The organism is Paenibacillus sp. J31P190, from assembly GCF_059692075.1.
This window is the reverse complement of the sequence record NZ_JCAUAS010000008.1, coordinates 53,767-77,878: the sequence shown is the minus strand read 5'-3', so window position 1 is coordinate 77,878 and position 24,112 is coordinate 53,767. Positions and strand designations below refer to the sequence as shown.

The window sequence follows — 24,112 nt, the reverse complement described above, 5'->3', positions numbered from 1 at the left end:
TCTCTTATTCGATGCCCGTATTCTCTTATTCCTTGCTGTTCAGTTAAGCCCCGTTTGAAACCCGATTTACCTGTAATCCTTTCGGTTAAAGCAAAAGATTTTAAATCCAATACATACAAGTGCCAGCATAATAAACCGCTCCATATAGTCCCTTTACTATTGTTAGTCTATTATAATAATTAAGCGACTTGCTTTACATAAGGCATTCAAGTTATGTCTGTCCTTTAACAAATAAAAACGAGTTAATTTTTAAACAAAACCTTAAATTTAAAGGAGTCGGTTTCAATGGACCATGTTGATAAACAAATCCTTTACCATCTTCAAAACCAAGCGAGAATATCAATGACGGAACTAGGCAAGTGTGTCGGGTTATCGCAACCCGCAGTAACGGAGAGAGTAAAACGTATGGAGGAAAAAGGGATCATCCACGAGTATCGCACCATGATTTCCCCGGAGAAGATCGGGAAACAAGCTGCCGCCTACATCCTATTTCGTACTAGGAATTGTCATGCATTCCTAGATTTTTGCCGCTCATCACCCGATGTCGTCGAATGCAACCGCATAAGCGGAGAACACAACTACTTATTGAAAGTAATGACCGACTCCACACGTTCTCTTGAAGAGTTCGGCAACCAATGTGATAAATATGGGACGAATACGATTCTCATCGTGATGTCATCACCAATCGAACCTAAATTACTTATCCCATCGCTTGAAGAAGCAAACTTGTTTGCGGAGGGAACGTAGATGCGTTATTTAGACGAAAAACATCCAAAATCATGAGGAAGAGGAACGACAAGGCGCTATTTTGCGTTTTTATGCCTCCAGATCGTTCTTTTGGATCAAATAAAGCCCTTACGTTCCCCTTATTCAATTTCATAAGCAGATTTCCTGAAATAACGGATCGACGTTCCGCTTACTAGAGGTCTGGTGACTTTCTTTTGCAATCGACAAAAACAAAAAAAATGAGGAGGCAATAATAACATTGCACCTCATTTTTTGTACCCCTATTTACTTTCGGGACGCTCTAATCCTCAGAAATAACCTCAAAAGATATTCGAGCTAGCTCAGTATTCAATGTTTCCCCCAAATAAATGATATCGTAAGATCCCGCTGGAAGATTCAAATCAGTGAATATGATCATCCCATCCGGCTGACTTGCCGAATTGGTTTTAATATGCGCTATGGGAGTAATCGGTTGAATCTCACTCGGTAAAGCACCTCTTGGGAAAATACCGAACGCATCTTCTCCCAATGACCCCGTGTAAGTAACTTCAATCAAATCGCGGATCCGATAAACGGCCCTGTCTATTTGCATTGTCGGGCTACCAAGTGTCAGATCAGGATCGACTTCAGGGTCTACCTTCGGAATTAACGAAGGAAGTGATACTGTGAAAGTGGCATCTTCGATCCACATTTTAGCAATAAAGTCTCTTCCTTTTACGACCACTTTATGATCATAAACCTCTACGAAATATCCCTGGGAGCCTGCCTTCTCCACATTCTCATCCGTCCATAAGTAGGCTGTGGAGGCTGCGTTAAACATCGTTGCATACTTGGCGTTGTACATCGTATCGGCCGAACCCAGTTCCCAATGGGTATGGCCAGTGAATACTATCGTTTGCGGGTGCTTAGCTAGTATTGTCTTAAGTTCCCTATCCTGTCGAATACCATGCCACCCGAACTTGTTTTGTGACCCTGAAACTGTATGTTTCAAAGGCTGATGAACGAAAAGAAAGGACGGTTTGTGAGCCTCTTCGTGCTCCGATAGCTTTAGATCTAACCACCCAAGCTGTGTCACTGATAAATACGAAGAGTCTTTTAACCCTTTCTCTGTCCCTAAGAAAATAAAATGATAGTCGTTCATCCAAAAATCATAATACTTTTTATCCATACCCGTACTATTTGTAAAATAAGACATTTGTCTATCAAAGTCTGCCCAACGGACATCATGGTTCCCGTAAGTAAAATAGATGGGTGGCAGACCCTCTCTATGATCCTTCAAAATTTGAGTCATCGTTTCAAATTCTGTTTGCTTGCCATTGTTGGTCATATCACCAACATGCATAATTCCTTGACTATCGGGCGAAGTTGCCCTGATATCCTGTAAGGCTTGAATGAAATTCAGCGAATGTACGCCTTCTATATCATCTTCTACATGAGTATCTGTAATGACGATGAATTTGACATTCGGCTTTTGGTCTTGATCCTCATTTATATAATCCGCCATTTATTTCCCGCCTTTGTTTTTGAAACTTTTCAATCCTATCGAAGATGACCTCGCTTTTGATAGGTTTGCTGATGTAATCATCCATTCCTGCTTCGAGACATTTTTCATGATCGCCTTTTAAAGCGTTAGCTGTCACAGCAATTATGTAAGGGACTTTCTCTGGTGGCATTGTTTTTTTGATCTGTTGGGTAGTTTCCAGACCATTCAGGATAGGCATCTGGATGTCCATAAAGATGATATCGTATGTTTCGTAAGCAAGCGCTCGAATAACCTGATTGCCATTTTCGACAATACTAGTGAAATGCCCCATCTTTTCAATCATTTTTTGTAATACGATCTGATTAATTTGATTATCTTCGGCTATCAAAACTTTCAAAGGTTTTTGAACAAATGCGATTTCCTCTATAGAAGAGTCTATTGGATGCACTACCTCTTCTTTAAACCAGACTGTAAATACAAAAATTGCCCCAGGTTCATCCGTTTGCTCGAACCAAATATCTCCGCCCATCAACCCAACAATTTTTTTGCTAATAGCCAAGCCTAATCCTGTGCCTTCCGATTGTCGCGTCATGAAACTATCCAATTGATAGAAGGGATCAAACAAATGATTGAGTTTTTCTTTGGGGATACCAATCCCCGTGTCTTTTATTGTAAATTTAAGCTGAATCTTTTGATTTTCACGTCCATTATTTTCAACCGTAATGGACACCCCGCCGCTATATGTGAACTTGATCGCATTGCTAATGAGATTCATTAATACTTGTTTCACGCGATCGTAATCACCAATTAATTTATTAGGCAACTCCGGAATCATGGAAACATGAATATCCAGCTTTTTTTCATGTGCTTTTGGCATCAGTACAGCGAGCGTATCGTCGATACAGTCTCTGATATCAAATGGCTGAGCTTGTAATTCAGTCTTGCCTGCTTCAATTTTGGAGAAGTCCAAAATATCATTAATAATCTTAATAAGCGTGTTCCCGCTTTTATTAATGATTTCTACATATTCTTTTTGCTCGTCATCCAAATCCGTTGTAGATAATAACAAGTCAGTCATGCCAATCACCCCATTCATAGGGGTTCGGATTTCATGGCTCATCATGGCTAAAAATTCACTTTTTGCTTTATTTGTATTTTCAGCTGCTTCCTTAGCAATAAGCAATTGTTTCTGTTCGGTCATATCTTTCGCAATAATATAGAACCCGACGTTTTCCTTATTAATGATGATAGGCGCAATCGTTGATAATACTTCAACATGGTGTCCATCTTTATGTCTGATTTTATTAATATTTCGTTCCGTTGTAACGTCTTCAATGGAATAGGAGAGTAATCTACGGAGATTTCGTTCTCCAATAAGTTTGGAAATACGCTCTCCTCTCATCTCCATAACCCTGTATCCAGTCAGTCGTTCTGCCATTTCATTGGTGTTAATGATCCTTCCTTTAACATCCAGGGAAATAATAGCATCGTGGTTGTATTTTTTCAGAGACGTATAGCGCTCTACGGACTCTTGCAGCTTCATCTCTACTTTTTTGCGTTCCGTAATGTCCTGTGTAGTTCCATTCATTTTGATAGGCTTTCCATTTTCGTCGAATGTTACTGAAACGCGAATTTGCATATACTTAATAGTTCCATCAAGCTGCAGATTGCGAAATTCCGAGCTAATCGCTGTACCTTGCATGGCTTGATCAATGAATTCATTAAATCGTTGTTGATCTTCTGGATGAATCATAAATGCAAGATCCGTAGGATCAGATGGCAAATTATTTTTTAGCAAGTTATAAATTTGGTAAAATTCTTCAGAGAAAGTGATCTTATCATCGAGAATATCCAATTCCCAACTGCCAAGCATGGCAATATGCTGGGCCTCCGCAAGATTATCCTGGTATTTCTTTCGCTCTGTAATATCCCGCCCTATCCCTAATACCTTATGTAGATTTCCTTGATCATCTCTAATGAGTTTAATCGCAGTCTCACACCAAATATACGAACCATTCTTGTGGCGTGAACGATAGGTAACTACCTCATTATCCGAGAAAGGTTCAGATCTTATTTTTTCTAAGTCTTCCGGATGATTTATTTCAGAACTATTTTTTCCGATCAATTCTTCTGGCTCATAACCCAATAAATCACGCACGGAGGGAGATAAATACTCGATTTTGCCATCTGGATTCACTAAAGTAATAATATCTTGAGCATTTTTTGAGATAAGTTCATACAATTCTTTAATCTTTAAAAGTTTTTGTTCCGTGGCTATTTTATCTGAAATATCGATGATATGAACAATAAAGTATAGTGGTGTTCCTTGTTTTTCGTCACGAACCAAAGATAATCTTACAGACGCCCAAATAAGGTTCCCGTTTTTCTGAATACAACGCTTTTCTAACTCATAGAATAGTGAATTTCCATTCAATACTTCATCGATTAGTGCATTAATTTTATTCAAATCATCAGGATGGGTTATTTCCTTAAGCGTAAGTCCAAATGCTTCTTGCTCCGTATAACCGAGGGTTGGATAGAAGGAGGAATTGACCCTCCTAATCGTTCCATCCATGGACACCAACGCTATAGCATTTGGAGCAAAGGTATACACTTGTTGATAAACAGAGTCGTGGTCGAAATCTACCTTAGGCATTTGAAATCCTCCAGTCGTCAATGTGCCTTACTTAGAAATTCACAATTTGCCTTCACGAATTGTTCGCCAGTTGTGCTTACAACTAATTCGTCATTATGTGATTGAATGATAACATTTTCACCTATTTGTTCACCGTGTAAAAAGATCGAGATGGGCTGTCGAAATACCCTCATCCTCTCAAAGTCTGAAGGTTCTGTCAGTTTACGTTGTTTTGGCATGTTGATCTCCATTATGGCATAAATAAGGATCAAAATCAGGTCCTATGAAAAGGACCTTCCCCATTGTCTAAAAGACAAAGGGAAGTCCTGTTTGGTTCGGCCAAATCTAGTCTGAAGCGCTCCGTTAAAACGTAGCCCACGATTGCTGGGTCGTTTGGACGGTTTCACCCGAATTAACCGCTTGAGTGATCATCATACCCAGGTAGTGATCTTGAGCCGCTTCCGCAAGGCTATAAAAGCTGGGTCCTCCCTGCACGTATTGACTCATCTTTTGCAGACAAGTAGCAATCGCTATTTCGTCGTCCGACAGACGGCCTGGCTGGAAGGGATTTCGATAAACCCATTTATCGCCTGCCAAAATGCCCTTGTGATAATACCCTTCAAGGTTGCCATTCTCCCCGGCATTCAGCCGTCTTAGCTCCAGTTGTATGGGAGTGCGAAAATCCTGCAAATAGGCAATCCTCGTATTATTAATTTCCCCCTTATTCCCTCGTACAAGTACTCGCTCTGAACGAATCCATGAGAAATACTGATCACCGGTAAAATCAAACACACCTAACTTGTCCCCGAACTCAAGGTGTGCGATCACTTGATTAGAGCTCGAACTCTTTTCACTAGTTGGATCTCCCTCTCGGTTAGGTCCGCTAATAATCGGAGAAGAGAATCCGAAACCTCGAATTATTGCATCTTCAAATCGTATGCCCAGGAGACTGCGCATGATGCTGATCCCATGGTAGCCATGGGCAACAGAGACTTGCGCTTGGCTAACAGTGCCCAGCAAGCCGGACTGTACGACAGCAATTCGTGCTGCATGCAGCGGCTGGAAGGCATATTGCTCCGCCACCTGTACCTTGGCGTCCGGTCCAACGTCTTGATAGAGCTGATTCAATTGCTCCAGATCAGACGCAGGCGGTGTTTCGGACAGAACGGGAATTCCTTCACATACGAGTTGTTTAACCAATTCCGGAGTCTGTGAAACAGGAACCGAAAGGACAACAAACGAAGGTGTTGTTTGCTTCAATAAATCCTCGGTTGAGCGGAACGTCCGCACTCCCCATTGTTCCTCGAACGCACGCCCCTTCTCTTCATTGCGTACAACAACACCGCTAACTATGAAACGATCCGGAAGAGCTCGCACAATACGCATAAAAAACTCTGCACGCCAACCGCCTCCGACTATACCGAATGTGATAGCCACTCTGATTCCTCCTCATTTAAATGAAACATTTCACTACTATTGTATGACACAATTAGAGGTAGAGGTATGTAATTAGTTATGCTGTCTTGTTATTTACACGCCTTTCTGCAAAAAAAAAAGCACGTTCTAACCTGGTACGGTTAGTGCGTGCTGACGTCTATCCTTTAATGGCTCCATCCGCCATACCTTTTACAAAAAACTTTTGAAGAAACAGATAAACGACTGTAATTGGCAACATCCCTATCAAACATCCGGCTGCTACCCAATTTATATTACTTTGGAACTGTGAAATAAACATGGATAGAACAACGGGAACCGTTTGAAACTCCCTTTTTTGCAGAAAAAATAAGGAGAATTGATAATCATTCCAAACTTGGACACCAATTAATATAACAATAGTCGCAGTGATGGGTTTTAATAATGGCAAAATAAGACGAAAGAAAATAGCGTACTGATTGCAACCGTCAATGACGCCTGCTTCATCCAATTCCTTTGGTATTGTACTTATAAAGCCAGTATAGAGAAAAATGGTCATTGGAAGAGCAAAAGTTACTTGCGCTAACGAGATCGCCCAGTACGTATTAATACCTCCAATATCCACAATCAATTTATATAGAGGTACCAGAATCGTAAGTGCAGGGATAATTAAGCATGATATGCATACGGTGTAAATAAAATTGTTCCATTTGGTTCTATGTCTAGCCAGCGGATAGGAAGCAATCGAACCAATTAGAATAACTAGCACAAGAACGACAGCAGTGATGATGATATTGTTCAGAATCGCTTTACCTAAGTGAGCTTGTTTCCAAACATCAACAAAGTTACTAAGACTTAATGATGTAGCGGGAAGCCACTTGGAACTGACATCGCTTGCCCCCTTAAATGATAAGTTTATTAAAATATAAAAAGGAACAATATGAACAATCGAGATAAGCCCTATGATTACATACTTCAAAATGTTCTTACTCACATGCTCACTTCCTTTTTACGCAGCATTCTCAATAAGGTCAAGCTGACAATACCAATAAGTATAAACATCACATTTCCCAGAGCAGCCGCATACCCGGCGTCTTGTCGTGTAAAGTACAAGTTGTACATCATTGTAGATAAAGATTGAGACGCATAGCCAGGCCCCCCGTTGGTCAGAGCCACAATAACGTCAAACAGCTTCAAACCCCCAATGATATTGACGACAACATTAATCGTAATCGATGGCATTAATAGCGGTAACGTTACATTTTGGAATCGTGCAAACCATCTGGCGCCATCGATTGAAGCAGCTTCATAATAATCTTTGGGTATCGATTGCAAACCTGCCAAGTAAATAATCATCGCTACTCCCATAAACTGATAGGTATTAACAAAGGTAATAATCCCTACAGCCACAGGTCCATTAGCGAGCCAATCGGTGGGAGCTTGATGAAACAGGATCCTAATATCGTTAATCGCTCCGCCATCATATTGAAAAAAGAAATACCAAATGTATCCCATAATCAACGGACTAATAATAACTGGCAGATAAACAATGGTTCTGACCAGCCCTTTTCCACGTATTTTCTGATCCAGAAACAAGGCGTATGCAAGCCCTAACAGGTTTTGAAACAGCGTGCTTCCAAGCCCATATATAAGCGTATTCTTCATCGTTATGAATATTTTTTTATCCGTAAACATCTGTGTATACTTATCCCAACCTATCCCGTTAAACGTTGGTGAGTAGCCGTCCCAGTCCGTAAAAGAGATTCTAATTCCTTTGACCATTGGATAAAAAATAAATAAACCAAACAAAAGCAAGGCAGGTACGTACATGATATTTAACGCATTTGGAGACAAAAGCAGCTTCTTCATCCAACTAGATTGATGTTTTTCTGCGCGATTTTTATTCTGTATCGCATTTATATCTACAGTATCCAACTTTTCTCTCTCCTTCCTAAACCACTGCGAGGCGGAACAAGAATAGCCCCTAAACTTACATGCACAATTAGGGGCTATGCTATTTCCAGCTATATATCCTTACTTTGTAACTGTTGCTCTTAAACGAGTATATTCTTTTTTCATATTTTCAGAGAATTGCTTAGCTGTAATTCCGCCAGCAATGATATCTTGACCATTTTTACACATAACATCCCACATACCGTTCGGTAAAAATACACGGTCAAAATACGGAAGTACACGCACATCTTTATACTGCTCATAGTATTTACTTAAATCGCCAGCATCCACTTTGGCACCTTTGATTCCTGAAGGCAACGCATTGGAGACAGCCACCAATTGAGCATTCTCAGGTTTTGCGTAGTAAGCGACAAACTTTTTGGCTGCTTCTATGTTTTTGGAATCTTTAGAGACTCCCCATGTTGTTTTTTCCCCGCCGACAAAGGTAGGGCTGTCACCTTCAACGATAGATGGAATTGGCATGAAACCAGCTTTCAACTGTGGATTCACTTTCTTTGCTTCTTCAATCACATAAGCTCCGTAGAAAAGAAAGGCCGTTTTTCCTTCTGCTAATGCTTTCGCATCATCATTGTACTTAGCCGTTAAGACATCTTTGTTTAAGTAACCTTTTTTGTATAGATCAGCAAACATATTGGCGAATTTATCCCAGTTATTCCAATCAAAAGTACCATCCAGCAGCTGGGCAGAATTGTTTGTAGCGGCACTTGCATAAAGAGGAGTTGCAAAATAGTCAAAATACTGTCCCACTGGCCAGTTATCTGACCCACCCATATGGAAAGGTGCTACTGTGCCACCGCTTTTGGTTTTAATTGTTTCTGCCGCTTGCATCATTTGATCATACGTTTTTGGAACTGTAATGTTGTATTTTTCTAATACATCCACATTGTAAGCAATTCCTGATTTATCTTGATCCATTGGCAAAACGTATACTTTGCCTTTGTCGTCAGTTACAGCAGGTTTAATAGCATCATCCAGAGCTCCCACCCAAGCTTGATCTTTCAAATCAGCCAAATACTGACCATATCTGATTTTGGCCCAACCATGTGTAGAGAAAACATCCGGGAGATCATTACTTGCCATTTTTACTTTCATTATGTTTTCGTAATCTTTACCTGGAGCGCTGAATTCAACTTTGATCGTTGGATTCTCTTTGGTAAAATTATCAGCGATGGTTTGTAAGACTTTGGCTTGTTCACCGATCGCGTTTGTTGCAACACTAATTGTGACTGGCTTAACTGTATCCTTCTTATCCTCTTGCTTTATTTCCGTTGTAGCAGCCGGTTTGATATCGGATACCGGTCTGTTTGAGCCACAAGCGGACAATATTCCCGCTGATGCGATTAATACGCACAATGTGGCTTGCCATTTTACACTTTTCATCTTTGTCTTCCCCCTCAAAATATGTTCTGTAACTGCTTACATTCATATCCTAACATGAGTATTAACGTTTTCAATGATGGATATCTACACTCTGATTGTGATTTTCTACACACTTCAACATGGATTGACACGCCCCCACCCTCACTATATGCTTGTTCTATCCTTGTTCATAGGAGGCGCTTTCATGACAATCAGCTTATCGCTTCGCAATAAACTAATGATTATTTTTACGGCAACTATTATTTTGCCTTTTCTTACTCTAGCCATTATTTTACCTTATTATTTCAAAAGCTTGATTAGTGAAGAAACGCAGCATGTAACCTCAGGCGCCATGAACTCCTTATCAAGAAACTTAGAAACGTATTTGGATGACTTGGATCGTCTGACCTTGTTACCTTACTATAACGATGAACTTATACAAGCGCTCAAAATTACCGCATATCAGTCCAATTCGAGCTTGGACGATTATACCAAACTAAAAACCTCTCGTGCCCTCAATGGGGCCTTGCCCAGTTATTTGATCGGCACAAGAAAAGAGATCTTAAACACGGTTATTGTAACTAATGATGGACAAGGACATTTGAGTAGTAGGTTTGATGCGACTAATCTGGTGCAGGACTTTCCTTATCAAGAACAAAATTGGTTCCAGAAGGCGCTTCTAGCTAATGGTAATGCAGCTTTTGTAGGATCCCATAAACAAGACTACTTATCTGGAACGATGAACACTCGGGTATTCTCAGTTGCTCGTATGATCAAAGATCCCGATTCCAAAGAACCTATAGCTGTTATCATAGCAGATGCAGATTATGGGGCACTGAGCAAAATAACGGAAGATATTTCATTTAGTATGAACTCCATGATTGTGATTATGGATGAGGACAATCAACTGCTTTATTCCAATAAAGAAGTGCCCGACACTTTGGTGACTCAACTCACTAACAAAAGCAGCAAGATTGCCGTCGGTGACCAAAAATATGTAACCCTTTCCAAAAACTTAAAATCTGCGAATTGGAATATCATCGTTCTTCTTTCTGAGTCAGAAATGAATAGGAAAATACAATGGATTTCTACTGTTGCCATCATTGTCTCCGCCGGAGGTATCGCGGTCACCTTCATTCTTTTTATGTATTTAACCAGATGGATCGTGACGCCATTTAAACAAATGAATGGCGTTATGAAAGAAGTCCGGACAGGAAACTTACAAGCACGTTTTACCTCTATCGGAAAGGATGAGATTTCACAGCTTGGACAATCCTTAAACAAGATGATTTTTCAATTGAATGATATGATTAACCGCGAATATAAGACGGCCCTTTCCTTAAAAGAAGCCGAATATCAAGCACTTCAATCACAAATTCAACCTCATTTTCTTTACAATGTATTAACAGGATTTATTGGTTTGAATCAAATAGGTGAAAAGCGAAAGCTTGAAGATGCCATATTTGCCTTGAGCGGTATGCTCCGTTATATTCTTGCGAATAATCAAACCACTACAATTGAACAAGAGTTTCAAATCTTGCAGGGATATGCCTTGCTTCAAAAACTTCGGTTCAACGAGAAACTGCAAATTGATATCAGTTACGAGAAATTTGTAGGTTCATTTCAAATTCCTAAGCTTTTAATTCAACCGATTGTGGAGAATGCGATCATTCATGGCATTGAACCTAGCGAAAACACAGGTCTTGTTGAAGCTAAAGCGCTTATTTATGTTCATGAAGAAAAGGAATTCATCCAAATCAAAGTGCGTGATACTGGGGTCGGATTCGAGATGAGTGATATTCAATCAACCAAGCAGCATATTGGAATCACTAACGTAAAAGCAAGATTAGAAATGCTTTATCCGAATGCTAGTTTCATGATTCAGAGTAGACCTGGAGTGGGGACAACCGTCCATATTACTATTCCACTAAAAGGAGCACATTTATGAGAATTATCATTGCCGATGATGAGACTTGGGTTAGAACGACAATTAAAAATATGCTGCTGGAACTAGACATGCATCTCGATATTGTTGGAGAAGCAAGCAATGGTGATGAATTGATTGAAATGTCTCAATTGCATCAGCCTCAGCTCGCTTTCGTAGACATCCGTATGCCAAAGATAGATGGTCTAGAGGCAATTAGAGTAGCTAAAGAACTGTCCCCTCAAACTAGATGGGTCATTTTGTCAGGTTCATCCGACTTCAAATACGCGCAAGAAGCCATTCGACTAGGCGTTAAAAACTACCTGTTAAAGCCAGTTGACCCACAATCATTGTCAGAGTGTGTAGAGGAGATTTCAGAGGATTACAATCATGATTTGGTAAAAGATAATGATGAATTCGAGTTTCTAATTTCTTCTTATGTATGGGGCAACAGAACTTTACAGGATTTATCAGAGATCCAATCTCATCAGTTTTCCGGCACCCTTATTTGTATGGACAGTTCCTTATCTGAATCCTTAAAACTCCAACTGATACAAACGTGGTTGAAAGAGATCCATACCCATATGAAAAAAACGATGAATCATAAAGATATCAGGTATGCCAAAATTACTTTACGTAATGGTGATTATGCAATTATCACAGCCTGGAGTCCTTCGCATCGTTCAATGATGATGAGTATACGTTCAGAGTTAATCCATTTTATTAAATCCAAGATGATAGCATACAAAACCGATTACTTTTCACTAACTGCTTTGCAAAGTGATATTAGCGATAACTTGGAAACATGTATTCATCAAATTTCAAGTCTTCAAAACTCAGCTCCGCTACGTGCCGTCTTCCCCCATAGTGGTGTATGGTTAAGGAAAGATTTGGATTTCTATCAAAACAACGATCAGCCTATCGTTGAAATTAGCCGAACTGCCGAAAAGGTAGTACGCTTTTATCAAAGCAATGAATACTTATTCTATAAGAAAGAAATAGACACCCTGGAGCGACAATTAGCTTCTCTTCCCCTGCATCAGATCAAAACCATTCACGCCATTTGTGAATTCTTTAATACGACCATCAAAAGAGCGTTTGACCCTAACAGTCATTCGAAATTATGGATAGACAAACTCAGGGAACTCGGCGAGAAGTTGTTACCTACTTCAGCTAATAAAGACTTGGCCAATCAGGATTTGATTAATCAAGTCATTCGCCATATTGAGCAGCATTATATGGATGATATCGGCATCCATCAACTAGCGACACAATTCAATATTACACCTAATTATTTGAGCACACTCTTTAGCAAACGATGCGGTGTCACGTTTTCGAGGTACATTACCCAGATTCGTATGCATAAAGCCAAGGAGATATTGTTAGAAAGAACGCACATGAAAATTCAAGAAATAGCTAAACAACTTGGTTATTACAGCAGTAGTCATTTCATCAAAACCTTTTCGGAATTTCATGGCTCTTCCCCCTCTCAATTTAGAGAGCAGTATCTTGATAAATAAAAATAGACTGCCGAAAAGATTCAGCAGCCATAGTATTGTTCATACTAGCCTTATGGCAAACAGCTATATTAGTTGTTTGCCCCGCTAAGTCTAGATAAAAACAATCTTGTTCTATCGTGTTTAGGATGATTAAACAAAGAATCGGGAGCACCCTGCTCAACAATACTGCCATCGTTCATAAAGACAACAGTATCCGCTACTTCCTTAGCGAATTGCATTTCGTGCGTAACAATTATCATAGTCATACCTTCCACGGCCAAGTCCTTCATGACTTTAAGCACTTCCCCCACAAGCTCAGGGTCTAAGGCAGAAGTTGGCTCATCAAATAAGAGTACTTCAGGATCTACAGCCAATGCTCGGGCTATACCAACCCGCTGCTGTTGTCCTCCGGACAGCTGATGGGGATATGAGCTAGCCTTGTCCGCTAAACCGACCTTCCTAAGCAGTTCGACTGCTTTACTTTTAGCCTCTTGCCTGCTTCTTTTCTTCACAATGACCTGAGCTGCCGTAACATTCTGTAATACCGTTAAATGAGGAAATAAATGATAGGACTGAAAAACCATCCCTGTCTTTTTCCTTAAAGCGAGGATCTCACTCTGTTTTGGCTTAACTATTTCAGTAAAAGTAAGATGAGCGTTCCCTACCTCAATCGTGCCTTTATCAGGAATTTCTAGAGCGTTAATGGAACGAAGCAAGGTAGATTTCCCGGAGCCGGAGGGACCGATGACAACCATCACTTTGCCTCTCTCTAAGGTAATATTGATACCCTTTAACACCTGCTGAGAACTGAAGGTTTTGAATAGATTGCTGATTGTAATCATACATCCACCACTATCTAGCCGTATGAAGGTCAAACTTTTTCTCCAAACGACCTTGAATATTTGAAAGAATTGTACTAAGCACCAGATAAATGAGTGCAGCTTCACAATAAAGCAATAAGGGTTCATAAACGGTAGCCGTAATTTGCTGAGCTTTTTGAAACATTTCCGTCACCGTGACAGTAGCTGCGAGTGAGGTGTCTTTCACCAAGCTTATGAACGAGTTAAAAAGTGATGGAATCGAAATTCGAATTGCTTGGGGCAATATGATGTTCCGCAGTGCTTGAAGCTTTGTCATTCCGAGCGAATAAGATGCTTCCCATTGTCCTTTTGGCGTCGAGAGCAGAGCTCCACGAATAATCTCAGATCCATAGGCGCCAACACTTAAGGTAAATCCTATAACAGCTGATGGGAAAGCATCCAATGTAATCCCGATACTTGGCAGTCCATAAAAAATAATAAACAACTGCACCAGCAAAGGGGTGCCCCGAATAATCCACACGTAAAAACGTGCTGCCTGAACAAGAGGTTTAATATCAGAAATTCGAATTAATGCGGTTACTAAGGCAAGACAAAGCCCTAGTGTAAATGAAATTAAAGTCAAAGGTACTGTAAAAGCAACCCCTGCCTTAAGCAGGGGAAGGAATGAGTCTATGAAGATTTGCCATTTTCTATCGTCCATGTTGGATAACCCTACTTCGATACGTCTTGGCCAAAGTATTTTTCAGAGATTTTGAGATAGGTTCCATCTTTCTTCAAATCAGCCAATGCTATATTAATCGCATCAACGAGCTCTTTATTGCCCTTGTTTAACAAAACTGCACTTTGAGATGCTTCCTTGGTCTCATCGACGACTTGAATAGCTACATCCGGCTTTTGCTTTTTCAAATCCAGGTAAGACAAGCCATCATTAATGGTGGCGTCAATACGTTTGGACAGCAGCAGATCAATGGCTTGATTAAATCCGTCGGTTTGTACAATCTCTGCACCATTGGATTTAGCAATTTCGGTTAAGTTGCTTGTTAATGATTGCCCTGCTTTTTTACCTTTCAAATCAGTTAATTTTTTAATATCTTTATTGTCTTTGTGTACAATCAAAACGGCTTTAGACACGATATAAGGATCTGAGAAATCGTATTTTACTTTACGGTCTTCTTTAATGCTAACTTCGTTCACGATAATATCAAATCGTTTGGAATCCAGCCCAGCAAACATGCCATCCCATTTGGTTTCGATGAATTCGGCTTGAACACCCATTTTCTTAGCGATTTCTTGAGCAATCTCTACATCGAATCCTGTTAATTTCCCATCCTTGTCATGGTACGTGAAAGGTGCATAAGTCCCTTCCGTTCCTATACGAATTTTCCCATTTGTTTTGATCGTACCCAACAAGGTTTGAGTTGCTTGTCCAGGTGTTTCTTTCGCCACAGCTTCTTTGGTTGCTGCCGCAGTTGGAGAAGGTTTATTAGCCGTTTCTTTTGTTCCGCATGCAGTAAAAATAAGAGAGCCCGCTAGAAGCATCATGCCCGCCGATAGATATTGTTTTTTCATTTGAAGACCTCCATGTTGTAATTTGAACTTTTGTCATCTTATCACTACTAACTTTATTCAGTCAAGAAATATTCCTACTATTTCAGTTGGATTAAATTGCTGTGCTGATGTTATTTACTTTTGGTACAGCCCCTTTTTCTATCTCATTCCTCCGCCAATATATGCGATGCCCACTTAAGTCTGCTCTCCCCGCACTGTTCTCTTATTGAACTTTCCTTCACCGAAAATTTGCGCAGAAAGGATCCCTACCAACAAAGACCATACAGGAGCGGATACCCCAATAAATGAGACATTGGATATAGCGATTAGAAAAGCAAACAATGTCGAGTATCGATAAGATGACTCCGAGAATGCTGCTTGCATGCTATTTAACAATACAGCAAGGAGGGCAAATCCTGATAATATCGTAATAAAGGCGGAAGGGAGCATTTCAATAATCACAATGACCTTCCATGCAAATAAACCGAATAAAGTGACAAGTCCTCCGGAAACTAGTGCCGCACCTATCCGATTTTCTTTCAGACCTGCTTCCTTACTGCTGCATAGCGCTGTCATCATCCCCCCAATGTTCACGGCATGGCCTCCAAAAAAACCGGCAATAAGCGTGCCAATCCCTGAAAGCACAAGCGTCTGGTTAACGGGAGGCTGATAATCGTTTTTCTTCAAAGCAGCTAAAGCCACTGCAATATCATTGGTCAAAATCAATACGGCAATCGGAATTGCAATCGATAAGAAACTGTGAACGGTGAAGGAAGGAATAATGATTTGAGGTAAGGCAAACTCAGCAGCCTCCGATACTGCCGGAAAATCATACCCCATAAAAAGTCCCAAGACGCCAAAGAGTATCACCCCTAGTAACGGAGGGATTGATTTCGAAATTTGGGGTGCGATAAAAAAACCTAAAATGGCCATTCCGCCTATAAGAGGTGATTCCTTTAATGCGGGAATGATATTCACCACATATTGAAGAACCAGACCGGCTAGCATAGCATCAATAAAAGGCTTTGGGATGAAATCCAACGCTTTACTGAATAATCCCGTAAAGCCGAATACAGCGATAAGTCCACCCGCCATAATGAAACCGGCTGCCATTTCATTCAAACTAAATTGATCAACAACGGTGCTTAGAAAAGCAACAGCCGTGATCGAGTGTGCCCCTGCAAAAGGGATCTTGTATTTCCATGTCAATACCAAGTTTAGAATACCGCCTAAGCAGTAGACACAGAAAAACCAGGATATCAGCTGCGAGCGGCTGAACCCCGCTGTTTCAGCACAATTTATGATCATGATGGCGCCACCCGTGCAGGCCATCAACGCAGACATAACGCCGGTCGATAGGTTTTGTGTATTCAGAGCTAACATATACTCCCCATTCTATCATCTTGTCATTTTTTATGAGAGGGTGACTACTCATTTACATAATAGTAGCTTAGCCTCGAAGGGAAGTAACCAACCATTTATGAGATTTCTTTCCCAACCAATCCCGCCATTCTTTCTCGACTCATCCGTCGACCTCATTTCTTAAATGATTCAAGAAATACCATACACTATTGGACAAACGCTCGGCAGGCCTTGTAATAACACTCGCTACAACAGGTATTGGTGTGAACGTTGTCCAAGGCAGCAGCTTCCCGCAAGTTAGCTCTAAACTAGCTGCAGATTCAAGGAGCACTCCGTACCCCATCCCTTGCATGACAAATTGTTTAACGGTTTCGGTGGAATCGAGATGCATGATCTCCATATCCCATGTATCGTTTGTAGGTAAGGATGCAACATCTCGAGGAACGATCAACATTCGGCTATGAAATGACATCGAAGGTTGAATACCCATCAATCGCTCCTGAGCGAATGGCGTGACTCGAAATGAAAAATGGTCGTCTGGCGGCTGCAGCGTCAATCCGATATCAATGCTGCCCATTCTGACTAATCTCTCAATTTCCTCATCCGTTCTTGTTTGCAGTTCTACTGTAATATCGGAATAGGTTTGAGTAAACGAATACATAATTTTCGGTAACAAATAAGCGGCGACTACATGGGAGGCAGCTACAATGATTTTGCCTCGATTCCCTTGCCGATATTCCTCCATGGCCCGATAAATCTGCCCTTCCAAGGACAGCATGGTCTCTGCATACTCCATCAGAGTAAGTCCTGCATCCGTCACCGCGATATCCCGGCCAACCACCGTAAACAGGGGAACTCCTACTTCCTGCTCCAAACGCTTAAGTTGCATGGAAATCGCAGGTTGGCTCACATAGGATTCCTTTGCAACTTGAGTAATACTCCCCTTCTTAATAACTTGCATGAACAAGGACAAGTGTTTAGTATTCATAAGCGCCCCCAAATATATAACAAAATGATTATGATTATATAATATTAATAGTATTTGTATTATAGATCAAATCATGTCATTCTATAGTCATTCTTTTGAAGGGACGTGTTTTCTCCATGAATATCCAAGAAATAAGAGATCAATTTCCGATTTTGAAGCAGCAAGTTAATGGACATCCTCTAGTCTATTTAGATAGTTCAGCCACATCTCAGAAACCCTATGCTGTCATTGAAGCATTACGAGATTATTATACGAATTACAATTCCAACGTTCATCGCGGTGCACATACATTAGGTTCATTAGCTACGGATGCATTTGAGAATGCCAGAGATAAAGTCAAATCATTTATCCATGCCAAAGAGTCGGCAGAGATCGTGTTCACTCGCGGAACTACAGCATCATTAAATCTAGTCGCGCAATGTTATGTGAGAGAGTTTCTACAAGAAGGCGATGAAATCTTGACCACCTTAATGGAGCATCACAGCAATCTCATCCCTTGGCAGCAGGCAGCTAAAAAAGCAGGCGCAACGCTTCGCTATATTCCCATCCAACCTGATGGCACTATTCGGTTAGAGGATGTGGAGGAAGCTATCACTTCGAAAACCAAGTTCGTATCCATAACCCATGTTTCCAACGTCATGGGAACTATTCATCCGGTGAAACAGATTGCGGCAATTGCCCACCGACACGGAGCCGTAATATGCGTTGATGCGGCTCAAAGTGCACCACACCTTCAGCTGGACGTTCAAGATTTGGATTGTGACTTTATGGCCTTTTCCGGTCATAAGATGGCTGGCCCAACCGGCATCGGTGTTCTGTATGGCAAAAGAGCCCTCTTGGAAAAAATGACGCCTTATGAATATGGCGGAGAAATGATCGATCACGTGGATTTATACGAATCTACTTGGAAGGAGCTTCCTTGGAAGTTTGAAGGAGGAACACCGAATATTGCAGGCGCCATCGGGCTTGGAGCCGCAATCGATTTCCTGCAACAAATCGGGTTAACTAACATTCGTCATCATGAGAATCAACTGGTTAACTATGCATTAGAGCAGCTTTCATTGATTAAAGAAATTTCGATCTATGGCCCAAGTCAGCTAGAACTAAGAAGCGGCTTAGTCACCTTTAATGTGTCGGACGTGCATCCTCATGATCTCGCAACCGTTCTGGATTCCGAAGGAATTGCTATTCGAGCAGGCCATCACTGCTGTCAGCCTTTGATGAGATGGCTTAACGTTTCATCCACGGCACGTGCAAGCTTTTATATTTACAATACGGAAGAAGATATTGATGCTCTCGTAAAAGGTTTAAAGCGTGCCATATCTTATTTCAGTTATGTATCTCAATGACAATGATATAGTTCCTTAAAGAGAGTTACACGTATCCATAAGGACTTCCGCCAATAAGGGGAGGTCCTTATGGGTCATAGTTGGTCTTAACGGAACGACAAGCCGCTAAAATTGTTTCAAAAATTAATGTGCTCCTTGTTTCCTCCACTCATCTAAAGTAATAATGTCACCCGTGATTACATCATCAACAAGGATCTCTTTCAAATCCTCACTTAAATAAAACGTATGCCACCTAACAATATGATCACTAAGATCCTCACCAATATATAAATCGTAATACTTTCTCGTGCTTTCAGGGATATTTATTAAACCATCGTTTAAAAATATCACTTTGGATTTGTTAGTCTCAATCATCTGTTTGTATTTCTGTATTTCAACTACATTCTTTATGAGAAAATCCTTTATTTCCTCAACGGACTTAGGTTTCTCAATTTTTACATTAGAGCTAGGCTGGACCTGCTTTTCAATAACAGAACTTGCAGAAGGTTGGCTTCCTGCTAGACTGTTTGATTGATCACATGCTGTCAGTCCGATTATTACAATAATCGTTATGAAAAAAAGAAATGACCTAGTCATGATTATTACCTATTTGATTCTTAGCCCGTTCAGCAACCCATGTCAAAATTGACTTGTCTGCCCCTCCCAACTCAACAACGTTGTCCTTATACATCATTACTCCAAATCCATGTTCCTCATCCCAGGTACAATCGAATTCTAAACCGAAATATGCCATTCCATTTTTATACACATTCATTACATGTACATTTATTAAACCAATTAACTTTTTAAAGTCACCCATTTCATTTACATCCGGCATATATTGCTCTGCCTCTTCATCTTCATAGCCGTAATGTTCCTGCAAATCTTTATAATTTTTCAATAGCGCTTCAAGAACTGCATCTCTAATTGCATATTGGTTATCGACAATATAACGATATGCTGCAATGTGTTCATCTTCAATTATAGGACTGTCTATTACCATATCTCCACCGAAATCTAGGCCGAATGCCCCGTTCTTTTTTGTAAGATAGCCACTCCAAGCGTCTAGAGTAATAGTGCCCTCATATCCATATTCTCCAAGTGAGATGTTAGGTATTTTAATCGTCATTTTCTACTTCATTCCTTTACTCAGTATTTAGTTCCAAAACTCATACCATTTCGACAATCATATCCAATCTCCTGTGACTTTATTGAAACTTAATGAAAAACACAAATCCTTTTGATTTGGCATATTTTTCAATTATTATGTGAATAATAACCAAACCTTTTATTCATTCTTACACATTTTATCCCCATCATTATTAAAAGATTAGCGAGTTTGTCAAATATTCTACGCGAGAGTTCAACAACGAATTCGTGAACTGTATTATACTATGGAATAAATGGATATTTCTCAAAGATGGTGGTATACATGCGCAAACCTGACCGAACAAGTAAAAAACCTCTCTATCAACAGATCTCAGATGAGATGGAGCGGAGTATCCTACATGGCGAATATCCGCCCGGAAGTTTCTTGCCATCTGAACGTAAGCTTGCCGAACGGCTGGAAGTAAACCGAAGCACCGTCGTACAAGCCTATGAGGAATTACGTGCAAGAGGAATAGTCGAAAGTATAAGCGGAAGCGGTACCATGGTCAGCAACCATATTTGGGGTATTCGGCCTAATTTAACACCCAATTGGCGTCAATATGTAGAAGGAGGCACATTTGCCCCCAATCTTCCCTATATCCGCCGGGTACGCGAGGTTCTACGTGAACGAGAATCAATCATTGACTTTGCTAGTGGCGAGTTATCTGCCGACTTATTCCCCAATGATGCGATTAAGCAAATAATGAAGGACATTCCTTTCGAAGCCTACTTAGGATATGACGATCCGAGTGGGTATTTGCCGCTTAGAGAGACTCTTGTAGGTTTTCTGGAGGAAAGATTACGGATTCGAGCGACAGAAGCTTCCATCCTTATCACATCCGGCTCACAGCAATCTCTGTATTTGATTATGCAATGTTTGTTAGCTCCTGGGGATGCGGTTGCCATTGAAGATCCGTCTTATTACTATTCTTTATCCATGTTCCAATCTGCCGGGCTCCGTATGTTTCGCTTACCCGTAAAAGAAGATGGCATCGATCCCGAAGACATTATGACTTTGTACCGCCAACATCGCATTCGCATGATTTTTTTGAATCCGAACTATCAGAACCCGACAGGAACGATCCTTCAAGCATCTAAAAGAGAAGCCTTGCTGAAGATCGCCGCAGAACTCGGTATACCCATCGTAGAAGATGATCCTTTCAGCCTTACTTCCTTTGATCATTGTCCACCTGATACGTTGAAATCCATCGATACTCACGGTTCCGTACTCTATGTCGGTTCCTTATCCAAGATTGCAGCTTCAGGATTACGGATCGGTTGGTTAGTAGCTCCCCAGGCTGTCGTACAACGATTAGCCGATGCTCGCCAGCAAATGGACTTTGGCCTAAGCATTGTCCCACAATGGCTTGCTAATAAATTTCTGGGATCGGAATTGTTTGATCAACATACGCTCTTCCTAAGAGACTCCCTTTCTCTGAAGCAGCATCTGATGATTCGATCCCTTCAGCAAGAGTTACCCGACCAAATCAGCTTTATCCCAGCTCGAGGAGGTCTCAATATATGGTGCACGATCAAGGACAAGGTTGATGATCAGAAGTTATTGGAGGAAGCAATCAAACGAGGGGTCGTGTTTATGCCAGGAACGGTATTTGGCTCTGAGCCTGGACATCTGAGATTAAGCTTTGCTCGTCCTTCTATGGATGAGATAGCTCCTGGTATATCCAAACTAGCTCAGGCTTTTCATGCATTAACACAGAAATATTAATAGGATTGTGAGAGCTGCCCTTCTCTATTTACATAGAAGGGGCAGCTATTATTATACCGACTTAAATATGTGTTCTTCCAGTCCTTGACATTGCAGCATGACTCTCATACAATAAATAATGTAAGTAAGTACTTGCATTAAAGAAGGGTAGATCAATGAGCAGCAATCAAAGTACGAGTGATAAACTTCTGTTAGCAACAATCGATCTCATGGCAGAAAAAGGATATGATGGTACGACAACTAAGGAAATCGCTGCTGCTGCCGGAGTGAACGAAGTCACGTTATTTCGCCATTTCGGAACGAAAGAGAAATTGTTAGCGGCTGCCTTCAACCGTTATCACTATGCCTTAGAGATGACAAAGCTTTTTAACGAATCTTTGACAGGCGAGCTGCATGAGGACCTTCTTATTATCAGCCGAAAGTATCATTATCTCATGAATCGGAATAGAAAACTGTTTCAGATCATTCAAAAAGGAAGCAGCAGTCTCCCTCCAGAAGTCTATCAGGAGGCCCACCGTCATCCTCAGGAACTTAGGAAGCTTTTAACGAATTATTTGATTTCCATGTCTGAGCAAGGTAAAGTGATCACTTCAAAACCTGACATACAGGCATATGCTTTCATGTTGATGAATCATGGTGCGTTCAATAGCAACTTTTCCCCCATAGATTTGGACGAATTTATTGAAGAAGGTGTGCGGTTATTCGCTAGGGCATTAACTCCCTAGCTTTTTTATAAATTATAATGCAAGCATGTACTTGCATTCATGCAAAGGAGCGTTGAACCATGAATTCTGGAACCATACTGCAAAAAGGCCCCATCTTAATGCGATTATTGATGTTTACCGTTATGATGTCATCGATGAGCGCCCTAATGTTTAACGTTGTTCTCCCACAAATTAGCGAGGAGTTTCATCTTACCCTTGCTCAGGTGAGCTGGCTGTCATCCGCCTATACGCTTATCTATGCGTTTGGAACTGTGACTTACGGGAAACTGGCTGACAGATTCCAACTGAAGAGCCTATTGACGTTCGGTCTGACGTTGTTTGCGGCGGGTTCTCTTATAGGGCTTGTTTCCCAAACCTTTTGGTTCGCTCTACTCGGAAGGTGTCTTCAATCTGCAGGGGCTGCGGCTATTCCGGCAATTGCATTGATTATCCCTGTACGGTACTTTTCGCCTGAGAAGAGAGGCTCCGCATTAAGCATGACAGCCGTCGGGATTGCTCTCGGAAGTGCTCTTGCGCCTGTGATATCCGCGATTGTCGTTAGCTTTGCCAATTGGAGATGGCTGTTTCTGCCTTCCCTCTTGATTCTGTTATTGCTGCCGCTGTATCGAAAATATCTCGAGCATGAAGTGAAACAAGCTCCGCGCAAATTCGATTGGTTTGGCGGAAGCTTGCTCGCCGCATCCATTTCGCTGCTTCTGCTAGGAGTCACGAATCGAACCTGGTGGTATTTGGTTATCGGTCTAGCGACCTTAATCCTCTTCATCGTACGAATTCGTACGGCTGAAGAACCTTTTATCCAACCTCGGTTGTTTCGTAACATGAAATATACGATCGCAATAACATTGGCGTTTCTCATCAGCGGCATCGGCGTTTCCTTGTATTTTTTAACTCCGATTCTGTTTTCGCAAGTTTATCATCTTGGTTCCAATTGGATCGGTTTCGCCATGGTCCCTGCTGCAGCAGCCTCCGCTCTTCTGGGGAGAAAAGGCGGGAAACTAGCGGATCTGAAAGGCAATTCCTATCTGTTCTCAGTTGCTTCCGGTTCTTTAATTACCTGTTTTATCTTGTTGTCCATCTTTACAGGAATCTCGCCGCTATGGATTTCATTCTTTTTGATATTCGGAAACGTAGGCCAATCTTTCATACAGATTGCGATCTCCAATTCCGCTTCAATATCATTGCCCAAAGATCAGGTTGGCGTGGGCATGGGACTTATCTCGATGGTCAGTTTTATAGCCCAAGGAATCGCTGCAGGCGTTTACGGTATTGTGGTTGCACAGGGTCCCTCTGTTCAGTGGAATCCGTTAAATGTCGATCCGAACAGCTACCTATTCAGCAATTTTTATCTCGTTCTTGCCGCAATGCATGTGGGGATCTTGTTCTTCTACCACTTACAATTCCGTACTAAGAAACAAAGCGTTGCAATAGAACACTGAACAAATCATTGATTAG

21 protein-coding genes are annotated in these 24,112 nt (G+C 41.0%); 7 read left to right on the top strand and 14 right to left on the bottom strand.

All coding sequences use genetic code 11. The annotated features are described in order from the left end of the window. The first annotated feature begins 285 nt into the window (after positions 1-285). Positions 286-747, top strand: a complete 462-nt coding sequence (locus AC58U0_RS16275) for an Lrp/AsnC family transcriptional regulator (RefSeq protein ID WP_497380016.1) — start codon at positions 286-288, stop codon at positions 745-747. Between the two features lie 280 nt (positions 748-1,027). On the opposite strand, the gene AC58U0_RS16270 is transcribed toward AC58U0_RS16275, so the two are convergent. The 7 genes from AC58U0_RS16270 to AC58U0_RS16240 all read right to left on the bottom strand — a co-directional run bounded on the left by AC58U0_RS16270 (position 1,028) and on the right by AC58U0_RS16240 (position 9,611). After that, entirely contained in the window at positions 1,028-2,230 is a 1,203-nt protein-coding gene (locus AC58U0_RS16270; protein ID WP_497380015.1) for a metallophosphoesterase family protein, read from the bottom strand. Further along, positions 2,211-4,865: a PAS domain S-box protein gene (locus tag AC58U0_RS16265; RefSeq protein ID WP_497380014.1), complete on the bottom strand. Its 2,655-nt coding sequence runs from the start codon at positions 4,863-4,865 to the stop codon at positions 2,211-2,213. The genes AC58U0_RS16270 and AC58U0_RS16265 overlap by 20 nt, the downstream gene beginning before the upstream one ends. Positions 4,866-4,882: 17 nt before the next feature. After that, positions 4,883-5,083 (bottom strand): hypothetical protein, encoded by a 201-nt coding sequence (locus AC58U0_RS16260; protein ID WP_497380013.1) that lies wholly within the window; start codon positions 5,081-5,083, stop codon positions 4,883-4,885. 124 nt (positions 5,084-5,207) lie between these two features. Beyond that, the gene (locus tag AC58U0_RS16255) at positions 5,208-6,281 is read right to left on the bottom strand and encodes a Gfo/Idh/MocA family protein (protein WP_497380012.1); all 1,074 of its coding nucleotides are present in this window, start codon (positions 6,279-6,281) and stop codon (positions 5,208-5,210) included. 157 nt (positions 6,282-6,438) lie between these two features. Further along, entirely contained in the window at positions 6,439-7,251 is an 813-nt protein-coding gene (locus AC58U0_RS16250; protein WP_497380010.1) for a carbohydrate ABC transporter permease, read from the bottom strand. Continuing rightward, positions 7,248-8,126 carry a carbohydrate ABC transporter permease gene (locus AC58U0_RS16245; RefSeq protein ID WP_497380191.1) on the bottom strand — a complete coding sequence of 293 codons (879 nt, stop codon included), beginning with the start codon at positions 8,124-8,126 and terminating at the stop codon, positions 7,248-7,250. Before AC58U0_RS16245 ends, AC58U0_RS16250 begins: the two co-directional genes overlap by 4 nt. A gap of 165 nt (positions 8,127-8,291) precedes the next feature. Next, on the bottom strand, positions 8,292-9,611 hold the full coding sequence (locus AC58U0_RS16240; protein ID WP_497380009.1) for an ABC transporter substrate-binding protein: 1,320 nt from the start codon (positions 9,609-9,611) through the stop codon (positions 8,292-8,294). Between the two features lie 184 nt (positions 9,612-9,795). On the opposite strand from AC58U0_RS16240, the gene AC58U0_RS16235 reads away from it, so the two are divergent. Both AC58U0_RS16235 and AC58U0_RS16230 read left to right on the top strand, forming a co-directional pair. Continuing rightward, on the top strand, positions 9,796-11,538 hold the full coding sequence (locus AC58U0_RS16235) for a cache domain-containing sensor histidine kinase (protein ID WP_497380008.1): 1,743 nt from the start codon (positions 9,796-9,798) through the stop codon (positions 11,536-11,538). Further along, positions 11,535-13,034 carry a helix-turn-helix domain-containing protein gene (locus tag AC58U0_RS16230; protein WP_497380007.1) on the top strand — a complete coding sequence of 500 codons (1,500 nt, stop codon included), beginning with the start codon at positions 11,535-11,537 and terminating at the stop codon, positions 13,032-13,034. The genes AC58U0_RS16235 and AC58U0_RS16230 overlap by 4 nt, the downstream gene beginning before the upstream one ends. A gap of 68 nt (positions 13,035-13,102) precedes the next feature. On the opposite strand, the gene AC58U0_RS16225 is transcribed toward AC58U0_RS16230, so the two are convergent. From AC58U0_RS16225 to AC58U0_RS16205, 5 genes are all read right to left on the bottom strand, one after another. Continuing rightward, positions 13,103-13,855, bottom strand: coding sequence for an amino acid ABC transporter ATP-binding protein (locus AC58U0_RS16225; RefSeq protein WP_497380190.1), 753 nt, complete (start codon positions 13,853-13,855; stop codon positions 13,103-13,105). 10 nt (positions 13,856-13,865) lie between these two features. Further along, a complete protein-coding gene (locus AC58U0_RS16220; protein ID WP_057306640.1) occupies positions 13,866-14,534 on the bottom strand; it encodes an amino acid ABC transporter permease in 669 nt (222 codons plus the stop codon). Positions 14,535-14,545: 11 nt separating this feature from the next. Beyond that, complete coding sequence (locus AC58U0_RS16215) at positions 14,546-15,403, bottom strand: amino acid ABC transporter substrate-binding protein (RefSeq protein WP_497380005.1); 858 nt, start codon at positions 15,401-15,403, stop codon at positions 14,546-14,548. Positions 15,404-15,577: 174 nt separating this feature from the next. Next, positions 15,578-16,765, bottom strand: a complete 1,188-nt coding sequence (locus AC58U0_RS16210; RefSeq protein WP_497380004.1) for a benzoate/H(+) symporter BenE family transporter — start codon at positions 16,763-16,765, stop codon at positions 15,578-15,580. Positions 16,766-16,904: 139 nt separating this feature from the next. Then, a complete protein-coding gene (locus AC58U0_RS16205; RefSeq protein ID WP_497380003.1) occupies positions 16,905-17,732 on the bottom strand; it encodes a LysR family transcriptional regulator in 828 nt (275 codons plus the stop codon). Positions 17,733-17,848: 116 nt separating this feature from the next. Between AC58U0_RS16205 and AC58U0_RS16200 the strand changes: the two genes are divergently transcribed. After that, a complete protein-coding gene (locus AC58U0_RS16200; protein ID WP_497380002.1) occupies positions 17,849-19,081 on the top strand; it encodes a cysteine desulfurase in 1,233 nt (410 codons plus the stop codon). A gap of 123 nt (positions 19,082-19,204) precedes the next feature. Here the strand turns inward: AC58U0_RS16200 and AC58U0_RS16195 are convergent, their stop codons facing one another. Continuing rightward, entirely contained in the window at positions 19,205-19,657 is a 453-nt protein-coding gene (locus AC58U0_RS16195; protein WP_497380001.1) for a hypothetical protein, read from the bottom strand. Continuing rightward, a complete protein-coding gene (locus AC58U0_RS16190) occupies positions 19,650-20,189 on the bottom strand; it encodes a DUF6985 domain-containing protein (RefSeq protein ID WP_497380000.1) in 540 nt (179 codons plus the stop codon). Before AC58U0_RS16190 ends, AC58U0_RS16195 begins: the two co-directional genes overlap by 8 nt. A gap of 303 nt (positions 20,190-20,492) precedes the next feature. Between AC58U0_RS16190 and pdxR the strand changes: the two genes are divergently transcribed. From pdxR to AC58U0_RS16175, 3 genes are all read left to right on the top strand, one after another. Beyond that, the gene (gene pdxR / locus AC58U0_RS16185; RefSeq protein ID WP_497379999.1) at positions 20,493-21,935 is read left to right on the top strand and encodes a MocR-like pyridoxine biosynthesis transcription factor PdxR; all 1,443 of its coding nucleotides are present in this window, start codon (positions 20,493-20,495) and stop codon (positions 21,933-21,935) included. A 155-nt stretch (positions 21,936-22,090) separates the two neighbouring features. After that, positions 22,091-22,660, top strand: coding sequence for a TetR/AcrR family transcriptional regulator (locus AC58U0_RS16180; protein WP_497379998.1), 570 nt, complete (start codon positions 22,091-22,093; stop codon positions 22,658-22,660). Positions 22,661-22,719: 59 nt separating this feature from the next. Further along, positions 22,720-24,096 carry an MFS transporter gene (locus AC58U0_RS16175; RefSeq protein WP_497379997.1) on the top strand — a complete coding sequence of 459 codons (1,377 nt, stop codon included), beginning with the start codon at positions 22,720-22,722 and terminating at the stop codon, positions 24,094-24,096. The last annotated feature ends 16 nt before the right edge of the window (positions 24,097-24,112 follow it).